The organism is Eleftheria terrae, assembly GCF_030419005.1.
Classification (GTDB): domain Bacteria; phylum Pseudomonadota; class Gammaproteobacteria; order Burkholderiales; family Burkholderiaceae_C; genus Caldimonas; species Caldimonas terrae.
In genome coordinates this window covers 3,169,518-3,189,862 of the sequence record NZ_CP106951.1, presented here as the reverse complement: position 1 = coordinate 3,189,862, position 20,345 = coordinate 3,169,518, and the positions used below count along the sequence as shown (strand labels likewise).

At 70.2% G+C, this 20,345-nt stretch carries 19 protein-coding genes; 7 read left to right on the top strand and 12 right to left on the bottom strand.

Features of this window, described 5'->3' with window-relative positions; genetic code table 11:
* Positions 1–20: 20 nt before the first annotated feature.
* Genes N7L95_RS14075 through N7L95_RS14060 form a run of 4 tightly spaced genes read right to left on the bottom strand, consistent with a single transcriptional unit; the run spans position 21 to position 3,741 of the window.
* Positions 21–1,247 (bottom strand): SAM-dependent methyltransferase, encoded by a 1,227-nt coding sequence (locus N7L95_RS14075; RefSeq protein WP_301255874.1) that lies wholly within the window; start codon positions 1,245–1,247, stop codon positions 21–23.
* Positions 1,244–2,005 carry a DUF1365 domain-containing protein gene (locus N7L95_RS14070; protein WP_301255873.1) on the bottom strand — a complete coding sequence of 254 codons (762 nt, stop codon included), beginning with the start codon at positions 2,003–2,005 and terminating at the stop codon, positions 1,244–1,246. The genes N7L95_RS14075 and N7L95_RS14070 overlap by 4 nt, the downstream gene beginning before the upstream one ends.
* Positions 2,002–3,315: an NAD(P)/FAD-dependent oxidoreductase gene (locus N7L95_RS14065; RefSeq protein ID WP_301255872.1), complete on the bottom strand. Its 1,314-nt coding sequence runs from the start codon at positions 3,313–3,315 to the stop codon at positions 2,002–2,004. Before N7L95_RS14065 ends, N7L95_RS14070 begins: the two co-directional genes overlap by 4 nt.
* A gap of 6 nt (positions 3,316–3,321) precedes the next feature.
* Entirely contained in the window at positions 3,322–3,741 is a 420-nt protein-coding gene (locus N7L95_RS14060; RefSeq protein ID WP_301255871.1) for a hypothetical protein, read from the bottom strand.
* A gap of 321 nt (positions 3,742–4,062) precedes the next feature.
* On the opposite strand from N7L95_RS14060, the gene N7L95_RS14055 reads away from it, so the two are divergent.
* The 4 genes from N7L95_RS14055 (at position 4,063) to N7L95_RS14040 (ending at position 6,270) form a co-directional block, all read left to right on the top strand.
* Positions 4,063–4,929 carry a ferritin family protein gene (locus N7L95_RS14055; RefSeq protein ID WP_301255870.1) on the top strand — a complete coding sequence of 289 codons (867 nt, stop codon included), beginning with the start codon at positions 4,063–4,065 and terminating at the stop codon, positions 4,927–4,929.
* A gap of 275 nt (positions 4,930–5,204) precedes the next feature.
* Positions 5,205–5,519 carry a DMT family transporter gene (locus N7L95_RS14050; protein WP_301255869.1) on the top strand — a complete coding sequence of 105 codons (315 nt, stop codon included), beginning with the start codon at positions 5,205–5,207 and terminating at the stop codon, positions 5,517–5,519.
* Positions 5,520–5,581: 62 nt separating this feature from the next.
* A complete protein-coding gene (locus tag N7L95_RS14045; protein ID WP_363324841.1) occupies positions 5,582–5,989 on the top strand; it encodes a VOC family protein in 408 nt (135 codons plus the stop codon).
* Between the two features lie 17 nt (positions 5,990–6,006).
* Positions 6,007–6,270: a hypothetical protein gene (locus tag N7L95_RS14040; RefSeq protein ID WP_301255868.1), complete on the top strand. Its 264-nt coding sequence runs from the start codon at positions 6,007–6,009 to the stop codon at positions 6,268–6,270.
* A gap of 104 nt (positions 6,271–6,374) precedes the next feature.
* Here N7L95_RS14040 and rrtA read toward each other — a convergent pair whose 3' ends face one another.
* Positions 6,375–6,977 carry a rhombosortase gene (gene rrtA / locus N7L95_RS14035; RefSeq protein ID WP_301255867.1) on the bottom strand — a complete coding sequence of 201 codons (603 nt, stop codon included), beginning with the start codon at positions 6,975–6,977 and terminating at the stop codon, positions 6,375–6,377.
* Between the two features lie 13 nt (positions 6,978–6,990).
* Positions 6,991–9,762 carry a bifunctional [glutamate--ammonia ligase]-adenylyl-L-tyrosine phosphorylase/[glutamate--ammonia-ligase] adenylyltransferase gene (gene glnE / locus N7L95_RS14030; RefSeq protein WP_301255866.1) on the bottom strand — a complete coding sequence of 924 codons (2,772 nt, stop codon included), beginning with the start codon at positions 9,760–9,762 and terminating at the stop codon, positions 6,991–6,993.
* 193 nt (positions 9,763–9,955) lie between these two features.
* Here glnE and N7L95_RS14025 point away from each other — a divergent pair, with 193 nt between their 5' ends.
* Together N7L95_RS14025 and N7L95_RS14020 are read left to right on the top strand one after the other, a co-directional pair.
* On the top strand, positions 9,956–14,038 hold the full coding sequence (locus tag N7L95_RS14025; RefSeq protein WP_301255865.1) for a YhdP family protein: 4,083 nt from the start codon (positions 9,956–9,958) through the stop codon (positions 14,036–14,038).
* 20 nt (positions 14,039–14,058) lie between these two features.
* Complete coding sequence (locus N7L95_RS14020) at positions 14,059–14,895, top strand: carbon-nitrogen hydrolase family protein (protein WP_301255864.1); 837 nt, start codon at positions 14,059–14,061, stop codon at positions 14,893–14,895.
* A 13-nt stretch (positions 14,896–14,908) separates the two neighbouring features.
* On the opposite strand, the gene N7L95_RS14015 is transcribed toward N7L95_RS14020, so the two are convergent.
* The 5 genes from N7L95_RS14015 to N7L95_RS13995 form a co-directional block, all read right to left on the bottom strand.
* Positions 14,909–15,301 (bottom strand): ElaB/YgaM/YqjD family protein, encoded by a 393-nt coding sequence (locus N7L95_RS14015; RefSeq protein WP_301255863.1) that lies wholly within the window; start codon positions 15,299–15,301, stop codon positions 14,909–14,911.
* A 141-nt stretch (positions 15,302–15,442) separates the two neighbouring features.
* A complete protein-coding gene (locus N7L95_RS14010; protein WP_301255862.1) occupies positions 15,443–15,883 on the bottom strand; it encodes a response regulator in 441 nt (146 codons plus the stop codon).
* Between the two features lie 152 nt (positions 15,884–16,035).
* Entirely contained in the window at positions 16,036–16,674 is a 639-nt protein-coding gene (locus tag N7L95_RS14005) for a response regulator (protein WP_301255861.1), read from the bottom strand.
* Between the two features lie 234 nt (positions 16,675–16,908).
* On the bottom strand, positions 16,909–17,061 hold the full coding sequence (locus N7L95_RS14000) for an entericidin A/B family lipoprotein (protein ID WP_301255860.1): 153 nt from the start codon (positions 17,059–17,061) through the stop codon (positions 16,909–16,911).
* 117 nt (positions 17,062–17,178) lie between these two features.
* Positions 17,179–17,346 (bottom strand): DUF1328 domain-containing protein, encoded by a 168-nt coding sequence (locus N7L95_RS13995; protein WP_301255859.1) that lies wholly within the window; start codon positions 17,344–17,346, stop codon positions 17,179–17,181.
* Between the two features lie 217 nt (positions 17,347–17,563).
* Here N7L95_RS13995 and N7L95_RS13990 point away from each other — a divergent pair, with 217 nt between their 5' ends.
* On the top strand, positions 17,564–19,066 hold the full coding sequence (locus tag N7L95_RS13990; RefSeq protein ID WP_301255858.1) for a sensor histidine kinase: 1,503 nt from the start codon (positions 17,564–17,566) through the stop codon (positions 19,064–19,066).
* Positions 19,067–19,150: 84 nt separating this feature from the next.
* On the opposite strand, the gene N7L95_RS13985 is transcribed toward N7L95_RS13990, so the two are convergent.
* On the bottom strand, positions 19,151–20,326 hold the full coding sequence (locus N7L95_RS13985) for an FAD-dependent monooxygenase (RefSeq protein WP_301255857.1): 1,176 nt from the start codon (positions 20,324–20,326) through the stop codon (positions 19,151–19,153).
* Positions 20,327–20,345: the final 19 nt, after the last annotated feature.

Below are 20,345 nucleotides of genomic sequence, written 5' to 3'. Positions count from 1 at the left end.
CAGGCCGGTGGCATGGCGGTTCAGGCTCGCTGCAGCGTGAACTGCACGACGCTCGTGTCGCGCTGCGCAAAGGCAGCCTCGCAATAGGCGAGGTAGAAGGACCACAGGCGGATGAAGCGGGTGTCGAAGCCGAGTTGCCGCACCTCGGCGTGGGCGGCCGCAAAACGCGCATGCCAGCGCCGCAGCGTCTCGGCATAGTCGAGCCCGAAGTCGAGCTCGGCGACCACCTGCAGGCCGGCGCGCCGCGCGGCTGCCAGGAAGGCGCTGCGGCTCGGCAGCAAGCCGCCCGGAAAGATGTACTGCTGGATGAAGTCGGTCGAGCGCAAGTAGTCGGCGTACAGGTCCTCGCGCAGGGTGATGGTCTGCAGGCAGGCTCGTCCGCCGGGCTTGAGCTGGCGGTGCAGCAGCGCAAGGAAGCGGTCCCAGTATTCACGCCCGACCGCCTCGAACATCTCGATCGAGCAGATCGCGTCGTAGGGGCCGTCGTCGATGTCGCGCCAGTCCTGCAGTCGCAGCTGCGCCTGCAGGCCCTGCCGGCTGAGGCGCAGCTGCGCATGGCGCAACTGCTCGTCCGACAGCGTGACGCCGGTGACCCGGGCGCCGAACTCGCTGGCCGCTTGCTCAGCCAGCCCGCCCCAGCCGCAACCGATCTCCAGCAGCCGCTGGCCGGGCGCGATGCCGCATTGCTGTAGCGCACGCCGCACCTTGGCCTGCTGGGCTGCCTCGGTGCTGAGCCCGAAGTCGCCGTCGAACCAGGCGCTGGAATAGGCCAGCGTCTCGTCCAGCCACAGCCGGTAGAAGGCATTGCCGAGGTCGTAGTGGGCCACCACGTTGCGCCGGGCCTGCAGGCGCGAGTTGCGCCGCAGCAGGTGGCGCAGCCGGTAGAGCGCGCGGTACCACCAGCGGCCGTGCAGCGCCTCGGACACCGCCTGGCGGTTGGCCACCAGCAGGCGCATCAGCGCGGTCAGCTCGGGGCTGTCCCAGTCGCCATCGATGTAGCTCTCGCCGAAACCGATGTCGCCCCGCGCCAGCACCCGCTGGAACACCCGCCAGTCATGCACCGTGGCGGCCACTTGCGGGCCGGGCCCGCCGCCGAAGCGGGCATGGCCGCCCTGCGGCAATTGCACCTCCAGCGTGCCATGCGCCAGTCGCCGCAGCAGGCGGAACACGGCATGGGCCGAAGCCGGGGCGCCGCGCGGCAGCGTGCCGGTGCCGGCGGGAGCCGGCAGCGTGGGGGTCGGATTCATCGTCCAGCGAAAGCTTGCGGTCGAGAGAAGAAGGGCACGCGCTTGGCCCACAGGCGCAGGGCCTGCCAGTGGATGCGCACGATCACGCCAACCGTCATCAGCGGCAGGCCCAGCCAGGCCCGGCGGGCGCTGGCTGGTGTCAAGGCCTCCAGCGTGCCGCTGATGCTGGTCTGCAGCAGCGGGCCCTGGGCATCGTCGTGGTCGATGCGCACCACCGTGCGCCCGGCATGCGGGCCCTCGGCCGCCGTGCGCAGGAAGCGGAAGCGGTAGCCGCCCTCCACCTTGCAGAAGGGCGAGACATGGAAGGCCTTGCGCGCCAGCTGTTCCGCGCCCCAGCGCAGGGCCGGGCCCTTGAGCAGGTAGCAGTGGCGCTCGCCGAAGGTGTTGTTGACCTCGACCACAACCGCCGCCAGGGAGCCGTCACGCCGTTCGGCATACCAGAAGCTGACTGGCTTGAAGGCATAGCCCAGCACGCGCGGATAGGTGTGCAGCCAGACCTCGCCATCGGCATCGAACACGCCGGCACGCGCCAGCACCGATTCGAGCCACAGCAGGCTGTCGGCGCTGCCGTCGCCGTGGTCGCGGTCGTGGAAGGTGAGGGCGCCGAAGCGGTTGCGGCACAACGCCGGGTCGGGCTGCTCGCGCAGCTGCCGCATGGGCAGCAGCAGGAAGTAGCTGCGATAGGCAAACGCATGCGCCACCGGCCGCAGTCGCCGGTGGCGCACCTGGCCGAAGCCGATCAGCGCGCCGCCGGTCATGCCGCGTCAGGCAGTGCGACCGGCCGCGCCGGGTGCTCCAGCCGTTCGAGCAACTGCCCTGCAACCTCCAGGCCCGAGCGCAGGCCGTCCTCATGGAAGCCGTAGCCCGTCCAGGCGCCGCAGAACCAGGTGTGTGCACGGCCCTGCAACCGAGGCAGCTCGCGCTGGGCATCGATGGCGGCCAGGTCGAACACCGGATGCGCATAGTCGAACTCGGCCAGCACCTGCGACATGTCGGGCGGGCGCACCGGGTTCAGGCTGACGATCACCGGCGTGTCGAAGGGCAGCGGCTGCAGCCGGTTGATCAGGTAGTGCAGGCAGACACCGGCGCTTTCCTGCGAGGGCTGCGCGGCACGCTCGTAGTTCCAGGCTGCCCAGGCCCGGCGGTGCCGTGGCAGCAGGCGGTGGTCGGTGTGCAGCACCGCGCGGTTGGCGTGATAGCGGATGCGGCCCAGCACCGAGCGTTCGCCGTCGCTCGGGTCTTGGAGCAGGGCCAGTGCCTGGTCGGCATGGCAGGCCAGCACCACCTCGTCATAGCACTCCGCGCCCTGCCGGGTGAGCACGACGGCGCCGCCGCCGGGCCGGCGCCGCACGCCGAGCACCGGGGTGCTGAGGCGGGCGTCGTCGATGCGCTCCAGCAGTCGCTGCACATAGTGGCGCGAACCGCCGGTGACGCTGTACCACTGGGGCCGGTCGGTGAGCTGGATCAGCCCGTGGTTGTGGCAGAAGCGGATCAGGGTCGCGACCGGGAAGCGCAGCATCTGCTCGCTGGGGCAGGACCAGATGCAGGCCAGCATGGGCAGGAAGTACCACTCGCAGAACGGCTGCCCGAAGCCATGGGCCTGCAGGAAGCTGCCGATCGACTCGCGCAGCTGGCTGTCCTCGCCGCGCCGCGCGATGGCGGTTGCCAGCCGGTTGAAGCGCACGATGTCGGCCAGCATCCGCCAGAAGCGCGGCCGCGCCAGGTTGCGCGGCTGCACGAAGACACTGCCCAGGTCGCGGCCGGACCATTCCAGCCCCGCCTCGGGCACCTGCACCGAGAACGACATGTCCGAGGCAGAGCTCGGCACCTGCAGTTCCTCGAACAGGGCGACCAGTTGCGGATAGGTGCGGCGATTGAAGACCAGGAAGCCGGTGTCAACCCCGTGCGTGACCTCGCCCCGCGCGGTGGGCAGGGTGAGGTCCACGGTGTGGGCATGGCCACCGAAGCGGTCCTGCGCCTCCAGCAGGGTGACGCGGGCGTGGTCGCCCAGGCGCCAGGTCGCGGCCAGTCCGGCAATGCCAGACCCGATGACGGCAATGCGGCGCATCGACGCTCAGCGCCCGCCAGCCGCGTCCGCCTGCGCGCCACTGGAGCGGCACGCCGGTGAAGAAAACGCCGCGAAGCGTCCTGGAGCGAAGGAGGGAGGGAGGGAGGAGGAGGAGAAACGCTCCGGGATTTCATCCAGCCAGGCCGGAAGGCTTCGCAGCGGAAAAACGGTGCTCATGCCGACGGAACTCCCCTGCCCGGCACCGGTGCTCTTCTGGAGCACGATGCGACACTCCCGTCCCGCGGCGACGCTGGTTTGAAGGATCTCACGGGCGAAAGTTCCACGCAATGACGCCAGTAAAAACATACAGTTGCTATTTTTCATCAACGGGCGTCGGCGCTGCCAGCCATGGCGGGCGCCGGGGCGGCCGGCAGCGGCCCGCATCACGACGCCCGGCAGTGTAAACGGCTTCCTTCGCATCGCCATGATTCACTTCAGCAGTGGAATATTGGGCGCTGCTCGCACAAAAGCGCCGCCCGCCCCCCGGCAAGCGCAGTGGCTCCGCGGCCGTTCACCCAGAAACCGGATCGCAGCTGCGTCCTTTTGCAGCGCTCGACCGCAACTTCCTGGACAATCGCGTTTTGCGCTCGTGCCGGACGTGAGGTCCTGCCCTGGGCGCCGCGAGGATCGGTGCCAGCCCTCGGGGGCCACGCGCCGGTCCACTTCCCGCTGGCGGCTGCTGATGCCGCGGCCGGCCGGGAACACGCCAACCCTCACTAGCTTGCCTCTGCGACACAGGAACTGCCCATGCTGTACCCCGAGCTTTTCAAGCAACTGGAAGCCGTCCGCTGGAACATGGACCGGGACATCCCATGGGACCGTTTCGATGCCTCGATGCTCAGCGAGGAGCAGGCACAGACGGTCAAGATGAACGCCATCACCGAGTGGGCCGCGCTGCCCGCGACCGAGATGTTCCTGCGCGACAACCGCGAGGACAGCGACTTCTCCGCCTTCATGAGCGTGTGGTTCTTCGAGGAGCAGAAGCACTCGCTGGTGCTGATGGAGTACCTCAAGCGCTTCCGGCCCGACCTGGTGCCCACCGAGCAGGAACTGCACGAAGTGCGCTTCGAGTTCGATCCGGCGCCGGCCCTCGAGACGCTGATGCTGCACTTCTGCGGCGAGATCCGCCTCAACCACTGGTACCGCCGTGCTTCCGAGTGGCATACCGAGCCGGTCATCAAGTCCATCTACGAAACCCTGGCCCGTGACGAAGCCCGCCATGGTGGCGCCTACCTGCGCTACATGAAGCGCGCGATCGGCCGCTTCGGCGACGAGGCGAAGGCCGCCTTCGCCAAGGTGGGCGTGCTGATGGCCAGCGCGCGCCGCACAGCCCAGGCGCTGCACCCCACCAACCTGCACGTGAACCAGAAGCTGTTCCCGCGTGACACCGTGCAAAGCCGGCTGCCCAACCCCGAGTGGCTCGAGCACTGGCTGGACAAGCAGATCCAGTTCGACTCGGTGTGGGAGAACAAGGTGGTCGAGCGCATCCTGCACAACATGAGCCTCTTGATGGAGCACAGCTTCAAGAGCGTCCAGGAGCTCAACCGCTTCCGCAAGGAAATCACCGCCCGCGTCGGCATGGCCGCACGGGGCCCGAATCCCCAGGCGGTCTGACCCTCCCGTTCGCTCCCGGCCGGCAGTGCCGGCCGGTGCCAAAGCGCCGTTCTGCGGCGCTTTGGCTTTTTGTAGGCGGCGCACGGGGCCAGTGCAACGCGAATCAGGGTAAATCCCGGCGCTCCCCCGGTGGGACGGGTGCGTTGCGAGCGAGGCTGCGGCACACCCTCTAGACTGCCCGGCTGACCGGCTGGCGCGAGGCGCGGCCTTCTGCCGACGGGACGACCCGCCGGCACTTGCAGTGCGCGGGGACGGCCCCGCGGGAGATTGATGCGATGTCGTGGCTCATCCTGTTCGTTGCCGGCCTGCTGGAAGTGGCCTGGGCCACCGGGCTCAAGTTCAGCGAAGGCTTCACCCGGCCGGTGGTGACGGCGGTCACTGTGGCCGCCATGATCGGCAGCGTGTGGCTGCTGGGCGTGGCGATGCGCCAGATTCCGCTCGGCACGGCCTATGTCGTCTGGACCGGCATCGGCGCGCTGGGCAGCGCGGTGGTGGGCATGCTGTATTTCGGCGAGGCGGCTACCGCGGCCCGCCTCGGCTGCCTGCTGCTGATCGCCCTGGGCGTGACCGGCCTCAAGCTGCTCGGCTGAGCCGGGCCCGCTCCCCCGGAAAGGGGGCTGGGCGCTGGGGCGGCGCTTCGGATAATGCCGCCATGATGAAAGCCAAACTCAGCCTTGTCACCCTCGGCGTGCGCGACCTGGAGCGGGCCCGCCGCTTCTACCGCGATGGCCTGGGCTGGACGCTCGCGCCGGGCAGCAACGACCACATCGCCTTCTTCGAAGTCGGCGAGCGCCTGCTGCTCTCGCTGTTCGGCTGGGAGGCACTGGCCGAGGATGCGCAACTGCCGGCAGCGGGCGAGGGCTTCCGCGGCTTCACCCTGGCGCACAACGTGACCTCGCCCGAGCGGGTGGACGAGGTGCTTGCGGCGGCGGTGGCAGCCGGCGCCCGCCTGGTGAAGGCCGGGCAGCCGACGCACTGGGGCGGCTACAGCGGCTACTTCGCCGATCCGGAAGGTGCCCTCTGGGAAGTGGCGCACAACCCCTACATGGACCTTTCCTGACGCACGGGACGCAGACCGTGGCACGCTTCTTCGCCTTCCTCCTTGCGGCTGGTGCCGCCATCGCGGCATGGCAGCAGCGCTGGCCGCTGGCGTGGGGGCTCGGGGTGCTGGCGCTGGTGCTGCTGCTCTGGCGCCCGCGGCGCCGCACGCTGGGCGAGCGCCATGGCGGCTGGGGCGGCGGCTCGCGATCCACCGCTTCCCGCCACAGCGGCTATGAGGCGGCGGACGTGGCGGTCAGCGGATTCGGCGGTAGCGCCTTCGGCAACAGCGGCTTCAACTAAGGCGGGGGCGAGGGCGAGGGCGAGCTGGCCAGCAGCGGCTCCGGCCGTTGCCTCGACACCGAGCCCTTCGGAGCCCTTCCGAGCGCTTTCGCCGTTCACCTGCCTCATGGCGTCCTGCGGCGGGCGGCGGCGAGTACCAGCAGCGCAGCGGCCAGCCCGGCCGCCGTGCCAGTGGCATGCGCGATCACCGCCACCGGGAAGGCCCAGGCCGGGTTGCGCTGCACCGGTGCCTGCCAGGGCTGCTCGCTCCCTAGCTTCAAGGCCAGGCCCAGGGCCAGGGCGAGGCCCAGCCAGCGCAGGCGACCATGGCTTGCAAGCAGGAACACGGCCGCCACCGCGGTGCCGGCGTGCACCACTCCCGAGAGGCCGGCGTAGCTCGTGAGGGCCGGGGCGAACCACAAGGCCGCATGGGTGGCGGGCCAGGCCAGGCACCAGGCCAATGCTGCACGACCGTCGAGGCGGGCGGCCCGGCCCAGCCAGGCCAGCAAGAGCAGGCCCGCCAGGTTGGCCAGCAGGTGCAGGCCACCATAGTGCGCGCCGACTGGCGTGAGCCAGCGCCAGGGCAGGGCCGCGGTGGCGCGTGACCACGCCAGCGTGGAGGCCGGCAGCAGGCTGCCCAGCGCGCCGAGCAAGGCCAGCCCGCCAGCCAGTGCCACCCACGCGCCGCCCGGCGCGCGCACCGACAGGCCCGGGCTGCGGCCGTTCATCGGCGGAGCGCGTTCAGCCGTCGAAGACGCAGTGCCAGAGGCGTTGCACCGCCTGGCTCTGGGTCTTCCATTCGTCCGGCGGGAAGTGGGTGGCCCGTTCGTCGAGCCGGGCCCGGTGCTGGGCCCGGCGCAGCTCGCGGTAAGCGTCCGCAGCCGCCTGGCCGACGCCGGCCGGCAGCAGTCCGGCGGCCTCGGCACGCTGCAGCAGCGCGATGTTGCCGACGTTGTCGTGCAGCTCCGCATGGGTCGCGCCATGCGCGAGCACCAGGTACTGCACGGCGAACTCCACATCCATCATCGCGCCCGGGCTGTGCTTCACGTCGAAGCGGTCCGGCTTGTCGGGATGGGCCTCGCGCACCTTCTGGCGCATCGAGCGGATCTCGGCCTTCAGCGCCGCCTGCTCGCGAGGTGCGGCAATGACGGCGCGGCGCACGGCTTCGAAGGCAGGGGCGATGGCCGGGTCGCCGGCGCAGAACCGGGCCCGCGTGATCGCCTGGTGCTCCCAGGTCCAGGCCGTGTTGCTGCCGCGGCCACTCTGGTAAGCCTCGAAGGCCTTCAGCGAGGTGACCAGCAGGCCGGAGTTGCCATTGGGCCGCAGCGCGGTGTCGATCTCGAACAGCTCGCCCGCGGCGGTGCGCAGCGTCAGCCAGGGAATGAGCTTGCGGGCGAAGGCGGCGTACACCTCGGGCGCGCGTTCGTCCTCGTCGTCGTAGAGGAACACGACGTCGAGGTCGCTGCCATAGCCGAGCTCCTTGCCGCCGAGCTTGCCGTAGGCGATCACCGCGAAGCGCGGCGACTCGACATGCCGCTGCCGCAGGTGGCTCCAGGCCCAGCGCATCGTGCAGTCCACGGTGGCGTCGGCCAGCAGCGAGAGGTCATCGGCCACCTGCTCCACGGTGATGTGGCCCTCGACGTCGCGCACCAGGGTGCGGAACACCTCGGCATGGTGGGCACGGCGCAGCGTGTCGAGCAAGGCTTCCTCATCGGCCTGGCCCGAGCGGGTCCAGGCCTCGTGGCGCTGTTCGAGCTCGAGCACGAACCCCTGGGGCTCGAAGCGGGTGTAGATGAGCCGCGGGTCTGCCAGCTCGTCGATGACGCCGGGATGGCGCATCAGATAGCGCATCGGCCAGCGGGCCAGCCCCAGCAGGCGCAGCAGCCGGTGGTGCACCTCCTGCCGCTCCAGCAGCAGCGCGACATAGCTTTCCCGGCGCAGCAGCGGTTCGACCCAGTCGACGAAGCGCACCGCGGCCTCGATGGTGCAGATGTCCTGCTGCGCCGCCTGGGCCGAGCGCAGGATCAGCTTGGCCAGGCGCTGCCGGGTCTCGTCACGCAGCCCGCGCACCCGCGCCTGCTGCGCCCACGGCCGCACCCGCTCGGCCAGGGGCGCGGGCAGGCGCTCGTAGAAGCTGTCGCTGTCGAGCGAGACCGGCTGGCTGCAGCCCTTGCAGCCCTTGGAGGCTCCCTTGGGTGCCTGGCCGTCGTGCAGCAGCGCGTCGAACTCCAGGGCGACGAATTCGCGCGTCTCCCCCAGGTGCTCCAGCAGCTCGCAGGCGTCCTCGCTGCAGCGGAAACCGAGGCTGCGGGCGATCCAGCCCAGGTCGCCGTCGGCGGTGGGCAGCTGGTGGGTCTGCTGGTCGTCGAGGTACTGGATGCGGTGCTCCAGCCGGCGCAGGAAGGTGTAGGCCGCGGCGAGCCGGTCGGCGGTCTCCGGCGGGATGACGCCGACGGCAGTGAGCCGGCTCAGCGCCTTCAAGGTGGAGCGGGTCCGGATCTCGGGGTATTGCCCGCCACGCACCACCTGCAGCAGCTGCACGGTGAACTCGATCTCGCGGATGCCGCCGCGCGAGAGCTTGACGTCGTTGGCGCGCTCCGGCCGCCCGGCGGCGCGGCGCTGCGCTTCCTCCCGCACCTTGCTGTGCAGGCTGCGCAGGCTCTCGAACACGCCGTAGTCGAGGTAGCGGCGGAACACGAACGGGATGACGATGTCACGCAACTGCAGCGCGCGGCCTGAGGCCACCGACGCGCGTGGCGCCACCACCCGGCTCTTGAGCCAGGCGAAGCGCTCCCACTCCCGGCCCTGCACCAGGAAATACTCTTCCAGCATCGCCAGGCTGACCACCGGAGGACCGGAGTTGCCGTTGGGCCGCAGCGCCAGGTCAACGCGGAACACAAAGCCGTCTTCGGTGGTTTCGCCGATCTGGGTGTACAGCGAGCGCGCCACCTGCGAGAAGTACTCGTGCGCGCTGATGCGGCCGGTGCCGTCGGGGCGGCCGGTGGTCTGGCCGTCTTCCTCGTAGACATAGATCAGGTCGATGTCGGAGGACACGTTCAACTCGCGGCCGCCGAGCTTGCCCATGCCGACCACCCAGAAGTCGATGCGCTCGCCGGCTTCATTGAGCGGCGCACCGTAGCGCTCGTCCTGCTCGGCGAGCGCGGCGGCCAGGGCCCGGTCCAGGGTGACCTCGGCCAGCTCCGTCATGACCCGGGCCACCTCGGGCATCGGCGCATCGGCCTCGATGTCGAGGCTGGCCAGGCGCTCCAGCGTCAGCTGCCGCGCCACGCGCAGCGCGCTGGTGAGCGGGCGGCCTCGGGCGGCCAGGGTGTCGATCAGGGCCGAGAGCTGTTCCCGGCTCGGCAGGCCGGGGGACAACAGCGGCAACTCGGCCTCGTAGCGGCGCCGCACGCGCTGGACAAAACGGGAATGTGTTGCCAGCGCGAGCGGCAGCTGGTCTTGCTGTTGATCTCGGTTCACGGCCGCCTTTGCAACATCGTCATGGAAACCCATCGAACTGTTCCGGCTCTATGCTAGATTGGCCGCGCCTTCTTGTCGGGGGTGCGCAAAGCACAACCCCTGTCCCTGCAAAGTCTTCATGCCGTTTCTCCCCTCCCCGGCCCTGCTGGCGCCTGCGTGGCGCCGTTTTCGCGTGGCCGTGCGTGTTGCCGGAATCTTCGTGTTGCTTGCATGGAGCCTGCTCTTGGTGGCATGGCTCGTTTTGCAGTGGGCGATTCTGCCGCGAATCGAATCATGGCGCCCGGACATCGAGCGAGCGGCCACCCGTTCGCTGGGGGTGCCGGTGCGAATCGGCCACATCCGTGTTGAATCTCACGGCTGGGTGCCGGCCCTCGAACTGACCGACGTGGTGGTGCGGGACGCCGGGGGACGCGATGCACTGCGGCTGGCCAAGGTCAATGCCACGCTGTCGATGCGCTCGCTGCTGCACTGGCGGCCGCGCTTCGAGCAGCTCGTGATCGACCGCCCGACCCTGGAAGTGCGCCGCGATGCCGAAGGCCGCCTGTTCGTGGCCGGCCTGCAGATGCGCTCGCAGCCGGGTGGCCCGCGCGACACGCAGGGGGCCGACTGGTTCTTCAGCCAGCACCAGTTCGCCATCCGCGGCGGCACGCTGCGCTGGATCGACGAGCAGCGTCGCGCACCGCCGCTGCAGCTGGCCGATGTCGAGCTCGTCATCCACAACGGCTCGCAGCTGGGATCGCGCCGCCACCACTGGCGGCTCGATGCGACACCGCCGGCCGACTGGGGGGCCCGCTTCACCGTGCGCGGCCGCTTCACCCATCCCTTGCTGGCACCGGCCGGGGACATCGAACGCTGGAGCGGCACCGCTTACGCCGACCTGCCGCGTGCCGACGTTCAGCGCCTGCGCCAGTATCTGGACCTGCCCTTCGAGTTGCGGGAGGGCGCCGGTGCATTGCGGGTCTGGGCCGACATCACCGAGGGCCAGCTGGCGGCGGCGACGGCCGACCTGGCGCTGCAATCGGTCCATGTCCGGCTGGCGCGCGAGGTCCAGCCGCTGGTGCTGCAGCAGCTCACCGGCCGGCTGGCCGGCCGGCGTGACGCCGAGGCCTACAGCCTGTCGGCCAGCGCGCTTGCCTTTCGCACGGGCGACGGTGATGCCTGGCCGGCGTCCGACTGGTCGCTGCGCTGGCGCCAGCCCGTCGGCCAGCCGGCGGCCGGCGGGCAGCTGCAGGCCGCGCAGCTGGACCTGGCCATCCTGGCGCGCCTGGCCGGCAGCCTGCCGCTGGGCCAGCGGCTGCGCAACGACCTGGTCGCGCTGCAGCCGCAAGGCCGGGTGCAGGGACTGCAGCTGCATTGGGATGGGCCGCCCGATGCGCCCACCGGCTACCGGGTGCAGGGCCGTGTACAGGGGCTGAGTCTGGCGGCCGAGCGGCCGGACCCGGCCCGGCCCGGCCATGTCGGCCGGCCCGGCCTGGCCCGGGCCGACCTGGATGTGGTGGCCAGCGACCGCGGCGGCGAAGCCCACCTGCGCATGCAGCAGGGCCTGCTGGCCTTCCCCGGTGTGTTCGAGCAGGCCGAGGTGCCGCTCGACCGGCTGTCGGCTCGGCTGCAATGGCGGCTCGAGCGCGACACCCCCGGTGGCCTGCCCCATGTCGAGCTGCGAGTGCAGGACACGGAGTTCGCCAATGCCGACGCGGCCGGCTCCCTCAGCGCGGTCTGGCGCACCGGCCGCCCGGCGGACGACTCGCCGCCGGCCGCCCGCCTGCCCGGTGTGCTCGACCTGCAGGGCCACCTGGTGCGGGCCGACGCCACCCGGACCTGGCGCTACCTGCCGGCGGCCCTGCCGCCCCAGGTGCGCGACTATGTGCGGCGTGCGGTGGTGGCAGGCAGCTCCAGCCAGGTCGACTTCGTCGTCAAGGGCGACCTCGAGCACTTCCCCTTCCGGGACCCGGGCCGCGGCGAATTCCGCATTGCCTCGCAGATCGACAATGCCACCTTCGCGTATGCGCCCGCCGACAGCGGCGCGCCGGCAGACTGGCCAGCCTTCACCGAGGTGCGAGGGCAACTGGTCTTCGACCGCACGTCCATGCAGATCCGCGACGCCCGGGCCCGGTTGTTCGGCTTCCAGCTGGCCCAGGTGCAAGGTGGCATCGCCGACCTCGACCAAGGCTCGGTGCTGGTGCTCGACGGCCAGGGCCGCGGGCCGCTTGCCGATGCGCTGCGCTTCGTCAACGAAACGCCGGTGGCGGCCTGGACCTCGCATGCCCTGCAGCATGCCCGGGGCACCGGCGAGGCGCAGTTGAAGCTGGGCATCCGGCTGCCGCTGGACGACATGGAGCGGGCACGGGTGAACGGCCTCATCACGCTGGCCGGCAACGACGTGCAGATCACGCCCGACACCCCGTTGATGAGCCATGCGCGCGGCAACGTCGAGTTCTCGGACCGGGGCTTTGCGATCCGCGCCGCCACCGCGCGGGTGCTTGGCGGGGAGGCCAGCTTCCAGGGGGGCACGCAGCAGGATGGCTCGCTGCATTTCAGCGGCCACGGCGTGGCCAGTGCCGAGGGGCTGCGCCAGGCCGGCGAGCTGGCGATGCTGCCCGCGTTCGGCCGGCATGCCAGCGGGCAGGCCGCCTATGGCATGGAGTTGAAGGTGGTGAAGGGCCATGCCGAACTGGACATCCAGAGCAACCTGGCAGGCCTCGGGCTGGAGCTGCCGGCACCGTTCGACAAGCCGGCCGCCGCCAGCTGGCCGCTGCGGCTGCGGACCGTGCTGGACCCGACCAGCCTGGACGGAGCCGCCGTGCCGCGCGACCGCCTGTCCATCGACCTCGGCGAGGTGTTGCACGCCCGTTACGAGCGTGAGCTGCGGGACGAGGGTGCGCGGGTGGTGGCCGGCGGCATCGGCATCAACCAGCCGGCGCCAGAGCCGGCGGCCGGGGTGACGGCCCAGGTGCAGCAGGGCCGCATCGACCTCGACGCCTGGCAGGCCGCGGCCCGTTCGCTGGCCGGTGGCCAGGGGCCAGCCGGCGCGACGGCTGCCGGTGCCGAGCCGGGTACCGGCGATGCGGACGGCATGGCCCTGCCCGGCTATGCGCCAAGCCGCGTGATGCTGAAGGCCGACGTCCTGAATATCGACCAGCGCCGCCTCAGCCACGTGGTGGCCGGCCTGTCGCAGGACGACGGCGTCTGGCGCGTGAATGTCGATGCCGACCAGCTCAATGGCTACCTTGAATACCGCTTGCCCGGCTCGCCGCGCACCGAGGCGGGCGGCCGGGTGGTGGCGCGGCTGTCGCGGCTGTCGCTGCCCGAGAGCGCGGCCCAGGATGTCGAGAGCCTGCTCGACGAGACCCCGGCCGCATTGCCGGCCCTGGACGTGGTGGTCAACGAATTCGAGCTGCGCGGCATGAAGCTCGGCAAGCTGGAGATCGACGCCGTCAACCGCCGTACCGGCGAGATTCGCGAATGGCGGCTCGAGAAGTTCAGCATCGCCAATGCCGACGCGCGGCTGGACGCCAGCGGCAGCTGGCAGGGCGTGCCGGGCAGCGCCGCCCGCTGGCGCTCGGCCATGGACTTCCGGCTCGATCTGACCGACAGCGGCGCCTTGCTGGCGCGCCTGGGCCTCGGGCAGGTGGTGCGCGGCGGCAAGGGCCGGCTGCAGGGGCAGGTGGGCTGGCTGGGCTCGCCGCTGTCGCTCGACTATCCGAGCCTGGACGGGCAGTTCAACGTGGAGGTGAGCAAGGGCCAGTTCCTGAAGGTCGAGCCGGGCATTGCCAAGCTGGCCGGCATCCTCAGCCTGCAGTCGTTGCCGCGCCGGCTCACGCTGGATTTCCGCGATGTGTTCCAGGAGGGCTTTGCCTTCGATGCATTCACTGGCGACGTCAGGATCGAGCAGGGCGTGGCCCAGACCAACAACCTCCGCCTGCGCGGTGTGACGGCGGCGGTGCTGATGGAAGGGCGTGCCGACGTCGCACGCGAGACGCAGGACCTGCGGGTGGTGGTGGTGCCCGAAATCAATGCCGGCACCGCCTCGCTGGCCTACGCCGCCATCAATCCCGCGGTGGGCCTCGGCACCTTCCTGGCACAGATGTTCCTTCGCAAGCCGCTGATGCAGGCCGGCACGCGCGAGTTCCATGTCACCGGCGCCTGGGCCGATCCGAAGGTCGAGCCGGTGCAGCGCAAGCCGGGCCAGCCTCTGCCCGAAGGTGCGGCCACCGGGCCGCTGTTCGGGCTTGCCCCGGGCCAGGCCACAACGGCTGCACCGGCCCGGCCACAGAACGAGGCCGCCCTGCCGCAGCCGGCCGCCCCTTGATGCCCCAGAGGAGTTCCTTGATGAAGATCGCCGCCGTGCAGATGGTCACCTCCTGCTCCCTGCCCGACAACCTGGCCACCGCACGCGAGCTCATCGCCCGGGCTGCGGCCGAAGGGGCGGAGCTGGTCGCGCTGCCCGAGAACTTCGCCTTCATGGGGCGCGATGACCGCGACAAGCTGCCGCTGGCCGAGCCGCTCGGGCAGGGCCCGGCGCAGGCCATGCTGAGCGCCGCGGCACGGGAGCACGGCGTGTGGCTGATCGGCGGCTCCATCGCCATCGCGACCGAAGACCCGCAGCGGGTGGGCAACACCACGCTGGTCTACGACCCGCGCGGCGAGCGGGTGGCGCGCTACGACAAGATCCACCTGTTCCGCTACCAGGAGCCGGCGAGCGGCGAGGGCCGTGGCCGCCTGTATGACGAAGCGGTGGTCTTGAAGGCCGGCGATCGCCCGGTGGCATTCGAGGCGACGGACAACGGCGGCTCACCTTGGCGCGTGGGCCTGAGCATTTGCTACGACCTGCGTTTTCCCGAGCTGTACCGGCAGCTCACCCGGCCCGCCTGCGACCTGCTGGTGGTGCCGTCAGCCTTCACCTGGACGACGGGCCGGGCGCATTGGGAGCTGCTGTTGCGTGCCCGGGCGGTGGAGAACCAGTGCTACGTGATGGCGCCCGCGCAGGGCGGCATCCACGAGAACGGCCGCCGCACCTGGGGACACAGCCTGATCGTCGACCCCTGGGGCGAGGTGGTGGCGGTGCAGGCCGAAGGCGCCGGCTTGGCCACCGCCTCCCTCAGCCGCGAACGGCTCCTGCAGGTGAGGGCGCAGCTGCCGGCGCTGGCGCACCGCCAGCTGGGTTGACCGTTGACGGGCTTCAGCGCCGCCGGGTCGCGGCGAGGAAGCCGATCACGACGCCGGCCAGCATGGCGATGGACGCCACCTTCCACGGCTGGTCATGCACATAGTCGTTGGTGGCGCTGGCGGTATGCCGCACTCGCTGGGTGAGGCCATGGCTCGCATCGGCCACGGCCTCGCTGGCCAGGTGCAGCGAACGCTGCAGGCGCTGCTTGAGCGCGTTCATCTCGGGCGTGTCCTTCAACTGCGGGTTGGACACCAGCTCCTGCACATCCGCCTTCAGCCCGGCCCATTGTCGCTGCAATGCCGTGGCGCCATGCTTCACCGGGGCGGGCACGGGCTCGTCGAAGCCGCGCATGGCGCGCTCGCTGCTGAAGTCGGAAGCTGGGTCACCGTAGGTGTAGGAAGGCATGGAAGGGCTCCTCTGGGTCTCGCTGCTGGCGCATGCTGGCCTGCAGTCCTGGCCCTGATGCTAGGGAAGCGGCTGGGGATTGCGCGTCGGACGACGGCCGCCAGCGTTGTCGGTCCTCTCCGACAAGGCGCCGCGGTCGGCTCAGAACACCGCTCCGGGGCCGCGCAGCGCTTCCAGCGCCTGGGCCACCCGGTCGAACTCGTTGGACTTGTCGAAGAAGTGATGCGCGCCGAGCGCCAGGCAACGTTCGCGGATTGGACGGGTGCTCGTGTTGGTCAACACCATGGTGAGGGGCCGCGGTTCGCTGCGTCGCAGGGCGGCCAGCACCCCAAAGCCATTGCCCTCGCGCAGCTGGAGGTCGACCACCACTGCGTCGAAGCGGCTACGCTCCAGCGCCGCCAGGGCTTCGGCCTCGGTTTCGGCCTCGGCGCTGACTTCGAAGCCTTCGCAACTGCCGATGAGATCGAGCAGGCGCTCGCGGATCAGGCGCGAGTCCTCGATGACCATCACTTGCAGGGGGCGGGCCGCGTCTGGCGTGAAGGGGGCCGACGCAGCATTCAGGGGTGAGACTGACGCACTCATCTCGCAACGACTCTCTCTCGGCGGGTACTGTTCCTAGCTTGGAACCAGCCTAGTGGCTGCGCCGCAGGGTGTCTGTAGGCCGTTACCCGACGGTCGGCCAGACGTTGTGCGAGCGCCACCCGGGGGCGCGAGAGCAGCCTTTGCGTGGGCCGCTACTGGATGAGCCCGTTCTTGACGGCGTAGTAGGTCAGCTCTGCATTGCTGCCGAGCTGCAGCTTCTCGAGCAGGCGGCTGCGATAGGTGCTGACGGTCTTCACGCTGATGAAGAGTTCGTCGGCGATCTGCGTCACCGACATGCCGCTCGCCAGCTTGCACAGCACCTGGAATTCGCGCTCGGACAGGTCCTGGTGCGCCGGACCGGCGCCGGGCTGGTCGAGCCGGCTGGCCACCAGGTCAGCCGCAGTGGGGCTCAGGTAGCGGCGGCCTTGCAGCACGACGCGGATGGCACGCAGGATTTCGTCGACGTCCGCGTCTTTCTTGAGGTAGCCGTTCGCACCGGCGCGCAGCAGGTTGATGGCGTATTGCTCTTCGGGAAAGGCGCTGACGATCAGCACCGGAATCTCGCCGAGATGGTTGCGAATGAGCCGGAGGGTGTCGACGCCGGTACGGTCCGGCAGCGAGATGTCCAGCAGCACGAGATCCCAATGGCCTTCACGCAACAGGGCAAGGGCTTCGGCACTGGTCGCCGCCTCGCCAGCGACATGCAGGTCGGGCTCCGCGTCGATCAGTTGTTTCAGGCCGGCGCGCACGATCTGGTGATCGTCCGCCAGCAGGATGCGTTTGCGCTCCATGACCCATGACGATTAGTGATGTCAGGCAGTCTGGCACAGCGCAGGCCGGGGCGTCAAAGCCCGCGCCAGCGTGTGCATGCCCGCCCTTGAGCGTTTGCAGGCGCACCCAGTAAAAAAGAAGGGCTGTGCGAGCACAGCCCTTCAAGAACCACGGAGCGGTCGGGGAGGGTCAAAGGAGTAGGAGACTCCGTGGCGGAACCGGTAAAAATTTCCGGGAAACAGCGATTCGGTTGGTTACATTTTTTTCTTAGTTTCTTGTGCCTTGTCTTGCAGCTTCTCGCCTCCCCGCTCGACGTCCTTGCCCACGCCTTGCATCGTGTTGCAGGCGCTGAGAGTGAACATGGCGGCCATCAGGGCGGACAGAAGGGTCAGGAAACGGGTTTTCATGGTTTTCTCCTTGGAAGCGGATCGTTGTGACGCGGGCCCGAGGTCGGGAGCCTGCGGCCGGAAGACGGGAGCGCCGCTTGCTCCTCCTAGGGTCTCGAACAGTGAAGCGGCGCTCGACTACCTGTTGCGCTTGAAGAGACCCACCAGGAACGAAATGACTGTGAGCGCGACGAACACGAAGAACAGAATCTTGGCGATGCCGGCCGCCCCCGCGGCGATGCCGCCGAAGCCGAACAGCGCAGCGACCAGCGCGATGACAAAAAACACGGCAGCGTAATAAAGCATGGAACACCTCCTGTTGTGCCTGCGGGCGCCTGGCGTTGCGCTTGGGCCGCGGGCCTTGATTCGATGGACAGATGGTAGAAATCGCGGCGGTCCTCTTCTGTAGGCTCGCTCATCGGCCAACTGTCGGAACCGTCTTACGCTTCTCGTGATGCCACCCACTCCCCCGGACACCTCCCCTGCAGACGCTCCTGCGCGGCCCTCTCGCTGGCAGGCCGTCGTGGCTCGCCTGCAGGCAGCGCGCCACGAAGTGGAGTCGGCCGCGGCGCGTTCCGGCCAGGTGCCGGCCACGCTGCTGCGACGGCTGGCGGTGCTCAAGCTGGCGGTGCCAATCACCCTGCTGTTGGGCGGCACCATGCTGTGGGTCACCGAGCAGGGCTACCAGCGGCTCGAGCACATGTACGCCGACCTGAGGGTTTCACGCGACTTCACGCGCGAGTTGAACGACTTGTCCTTCCTGGCCGCTCGCGTCGACGCGACCCAGGCCGAGTACCTGCTCGCACGCCATCCCGACAGCCTGGCAAGGCACCGGGCGACGCTGCAGGACATCACCGCGACACGCGAACGACTGGCGGTGGGGGCGGCCGCCGGACTGGCGGAGCCCGACATGGTCACGGTGCTGCGCTACATCGACGGCGAGCAGGCCGAGTTGCAGCGGCTGGAAGCCCTGCCGCCACAGGCACCGCCCTCGCAGGTGGACTCCCAGCTGCAGCCCAACCCGGTGGCCGACGGCACGCTGCGAGACGCGCTCAGCAAGCTGGTGATGCATGAGCGTGAGCGGCTCGACAAGGCCGAACTGGCGGCTGCGGTCGAGGTGAGGCGGCAGCGCTGGTGGTCGCTGCTGTCGATTGCCTTCGGCGTGTTGCTGCTGATCCTGCTGTTCCAGACCTACCGTGCCCAGCTCGACGACGAGCAGCACATGGCGCATCGCCTGGAGCAGGAACGCGACCGGCTCGAACGCGCGGTGCGCGAGCGCACACGCGAACTGTCGGAGCTCGCCACCCACCTGCAGCACCTGGCCGAGCAGGAGAAGGCACACCTGGCGCGCGAGCTGCACGACGAGCTGGGCGCCATCCTCACGGCCAGCAAGATGGACGTCGGCATGTTGCTGCGCCGCCAGCTGGAGCCGCGCCAGGCCGCGCTGGACACCTTGCGGCGCCTGCAGGAAACGCTGGAGCGCGGCGTCCAGCTCAAGCGCCGTGTGATCGAAGGCCTGGTGCCGACCACCTTGCGCAATCTCGGGCTGTCCGCGGCGCTCGAGGTGCTGGCCGAGGAGGTCGAGGCGCTGTCCGGCCTGAAGATCGATCGCCACCTGCCGGAGGAACTGCAGTGTGATGCCGACCGCAGCATCGCGGTCTACCGCATCGTGCAGGAGGCGTTCACCAACGTGCAGAAGCACGCGCGGGCGCAGCGGGTCGAGCTGGACATCGAGGAGCGCGGCGACCTGCTCTACCTGCGGCTGTGCGACGACGGCGTCGGCATCGGCCCGGCCGGCATGCGCAAGCTCAAGAGTCACGGGCTGCGCGGCATGAAGCACCGGGTCGACGCTTTCCACGGCCGCTTCCACATCGGCCCGGGCCCGCAGGGCGGTACCGAGCTGCGGGTGGAGCTGCCGCTGCGCAATGTTCCGGAAGACGAGATCGATACCTCCGCAGACGACAGCCGCCCGGTGGGCGCTCCGGTGCCGGCAGCGTTGCGGGAACCGCGCCGCGCGGCGGCCTAGCCCCGCGCACCCGGCCACGTCACCCGCTGGCCCGCTCCCGCGGCCGTCCGGCGTGGCGCCGCGGCGATTCGCCTCGTTGCGTGCTCAGCGGCGGCCGAACATCATCTGCCGGGCCAGCAGCGACTTGGCCGGACCGAGCCGCTGCAATGCCGCCATGCCGAGGCCGCGCAGGGCAGCCAGCCCCGGCAGCCGCCAGGTGAAGCTGCGTGCCAGGAAGTCGGTGGTGGCGATGGTGCCCCAGCGGTCGGGCGCGCGCTTGAGCTCGAGCCGGCGCAAGGCGCTCTCCACGCTGGCCTCGCGGCCCAGCAGCCGCACCAGCTCGAAGGCGTCACGCAGGCCCAGGTTGAGGCCCTGGCCGGCCACCGGATGCAGCGTTTGCGCGGCATTGCCGATGCGCACCACCCGGCCTTGCGACAGCGAATGCTCGGCATTGAGGCCGAGCGGAAAGCGCTTGAGCGGCGAGATGCCGGTGATGCGCCCGGCTCGCTCTGGCATGACGTGGTTGATCACGGCCACGCGTTGCGCGTCGTCGAGCGGTGCCACCGGGTCGTCGTCGTTCGGCACGCACCAGACCAGCGCGGCCCGGCCGGGCCCGAGCGGCAGCAGCGCTGCCGGACCGTGCGAGGTGAAGCGCTCGAAGGCGGTGCCCTCGGGCAGGCCGTCCACCTCCACCTGCCCGACCCAGGCGACCTGGCGGTAATCGCGGCTGAGCGGCTTGCGGGCCTGCTCGGCGAACACGCCGCCTTCGGCCACCACCACCAGGTCGAAACGCTCGGCAATGTCGGCATCCACCTCGGCGCCGCCGTCCAGCGGCTTGAGGCCGCGCACCCGGGTGCCATATCGGCTGGCCAGGCGATGCGGCTCGGCCAGCACGGCCTGGTCCCAGGCGCGCTGCAGCGGCGCCACGAGGGCGCCATAGCTCAGCACGGCGCCGAGCAGGGGCACGCCTTCCTTGCCCGCATCGATCTCCACCTCGGCCTCGGCCCAGGGGCCGGGCAGGGCGCTGGCCTGCTGCTGCGACACATGCACGCGGCGGATCGGCTGTGCCGCCGCCGGCGACCAGACGCCCAGCCGCTGCAGCAGCTGGACGCTGCCGAGCGACAGGGCCAGCGTGCGCGGATCGCCGCTCACGTCGTGCGCGGCATCCCGGGCGTCGAAGACGCAGAGCCGGGCCCGCGGCAGCTCGCGTTGCGCCAGCAGGGCCAGCGCCAGGCCGGCCGGCCCGGCACCGACGACGGCAATGTGAAGGTCAGCTTGCATGGAGGGGATCCTTGTCGCT

What these genes read in the sequence shown, in the direction of transcription:
- N7L95_RS14065 (WP_301255872.1), bottom strand. Translation starts at nt 3,315, where the DNA reads ATGCGCCGCATTGCCGTCATCGGGTCTGGCATTGCCGGACTGGCCGCG.
- glnE (WP_301255866.1), bottom strand. Translation starts at nt 9,762, where the DNA reads ATGGGTTTCCATGACGATGTTGCAAAGGCGGCCGTGAACCGAGATCAA.
- N7L95_RS14045 (WP_363324841.1), top strand. Translation starts at nt 5,582, where the DNA reads ATGATGAAAGCCAAACTCAGCCTTGTCACCCTCGGCGTGCGCGACCTG.
- N7L95_RS13995 (WP_301255859.1), bottom strand. Translation starts at nt 17,346, where the DNA reads ATGCTTTATTACGCTGCCGTGTTTTTTGTCATCGCGCTGGTCGCTGCG.
- N7L95_RS14075 (WP_301255874.1), bottom strand. Translation starts at nt 1,247, where the DNA reads ATGAATCCGACCCCCACGCTGCCGGCTCCCGCCGGCACCGGCACGCTG.
- rrtA (WP_301255867.1), bottom strand. Translation starts at nt 6,977, where the DNA reads ATGAACGGCCGCAGCCCGGGCCTGTCGGTGCGCGCGCCGGGCGGCGCG.
- N7L95_RS14070 (WP_301255873.1), bottom strand. Translation starts at nt 2,005, where the DNA reads ATGACCGGCGGCGCGCTGATCGGCTTCGGCCAGGTGCGCCACCGGCGA.
- N7L95_RS14005 (WP_301255861.1), bottom strand. Translation starts at nt 16,674, where the DNA reads ATGGAGCGCAAACGCATCCTGCTGGCGGACGATCACCAGATCGTGCGC.
- N7L95_RS13985 (WP_301255857.1), bottom strand. Translation starts at nt 20,326, where the DNA reads ATGCAAGCTGACCTTCACATTGCCGTCGTCGGTGCCGGGCCGGCCGGC.
- N7L95_RS14010 (WP_301255862.1), bottom strand. Translation starts at nt 15,883, where the DNA reads ATGAGTGCGTCAGTCTCACCCCTGAATGCTGCGTCGGCCCCCTTCACG.
- N7L95_RS14020 (WP_301255864.1), top strand. Translation starts at nt 14,059, where the DNA reads ATGAAGATCGCCGCCGTGCAGATGGTCACCTCCTGCTCCCTGCCCGAC.
- N7L95_RS14000 (WP_301255860.1), bottom strand. Translation starts at nt 17,061, where the DNA reads ATGAAAACCCGTTTCCTGACCCTTCTGTCCGCCCTGATGGCCGCCATG.
- N7L95_RS14050 (WP_301255869.1), top strand. Translation starts at nt 5,205, where the DNA reads ATGTCGTGGCTCATCCTGTTCGTTGCCGGCCTGCTGGAAGTGGCCTGG.
- N7L95_RS14055 (WP_301255870.1), top strand. Translation starts at nt 4,063, where the DNA reads ATGCTGTACCCCGAGCTTTTCAAGCAACTGGAAGCCGTCCGCTGGAAC.
- N7L95_RS14015 (WP_301255863.1), bottom strand. Translation starts at nt 15,301, where the DNA reads ATGCCTTCCTACACCTACGGTGACCCAGCTTCCGACTTCAGCAGCGAG.
- N7L95_RS14060 (WP_301255871.1), bottom strand. Translation starts at nt 3,741, where the DNA reads ATGGCGATGCGAAGGAAGCCGTTTACACTGCCGGGCGTCGTGATGCGG.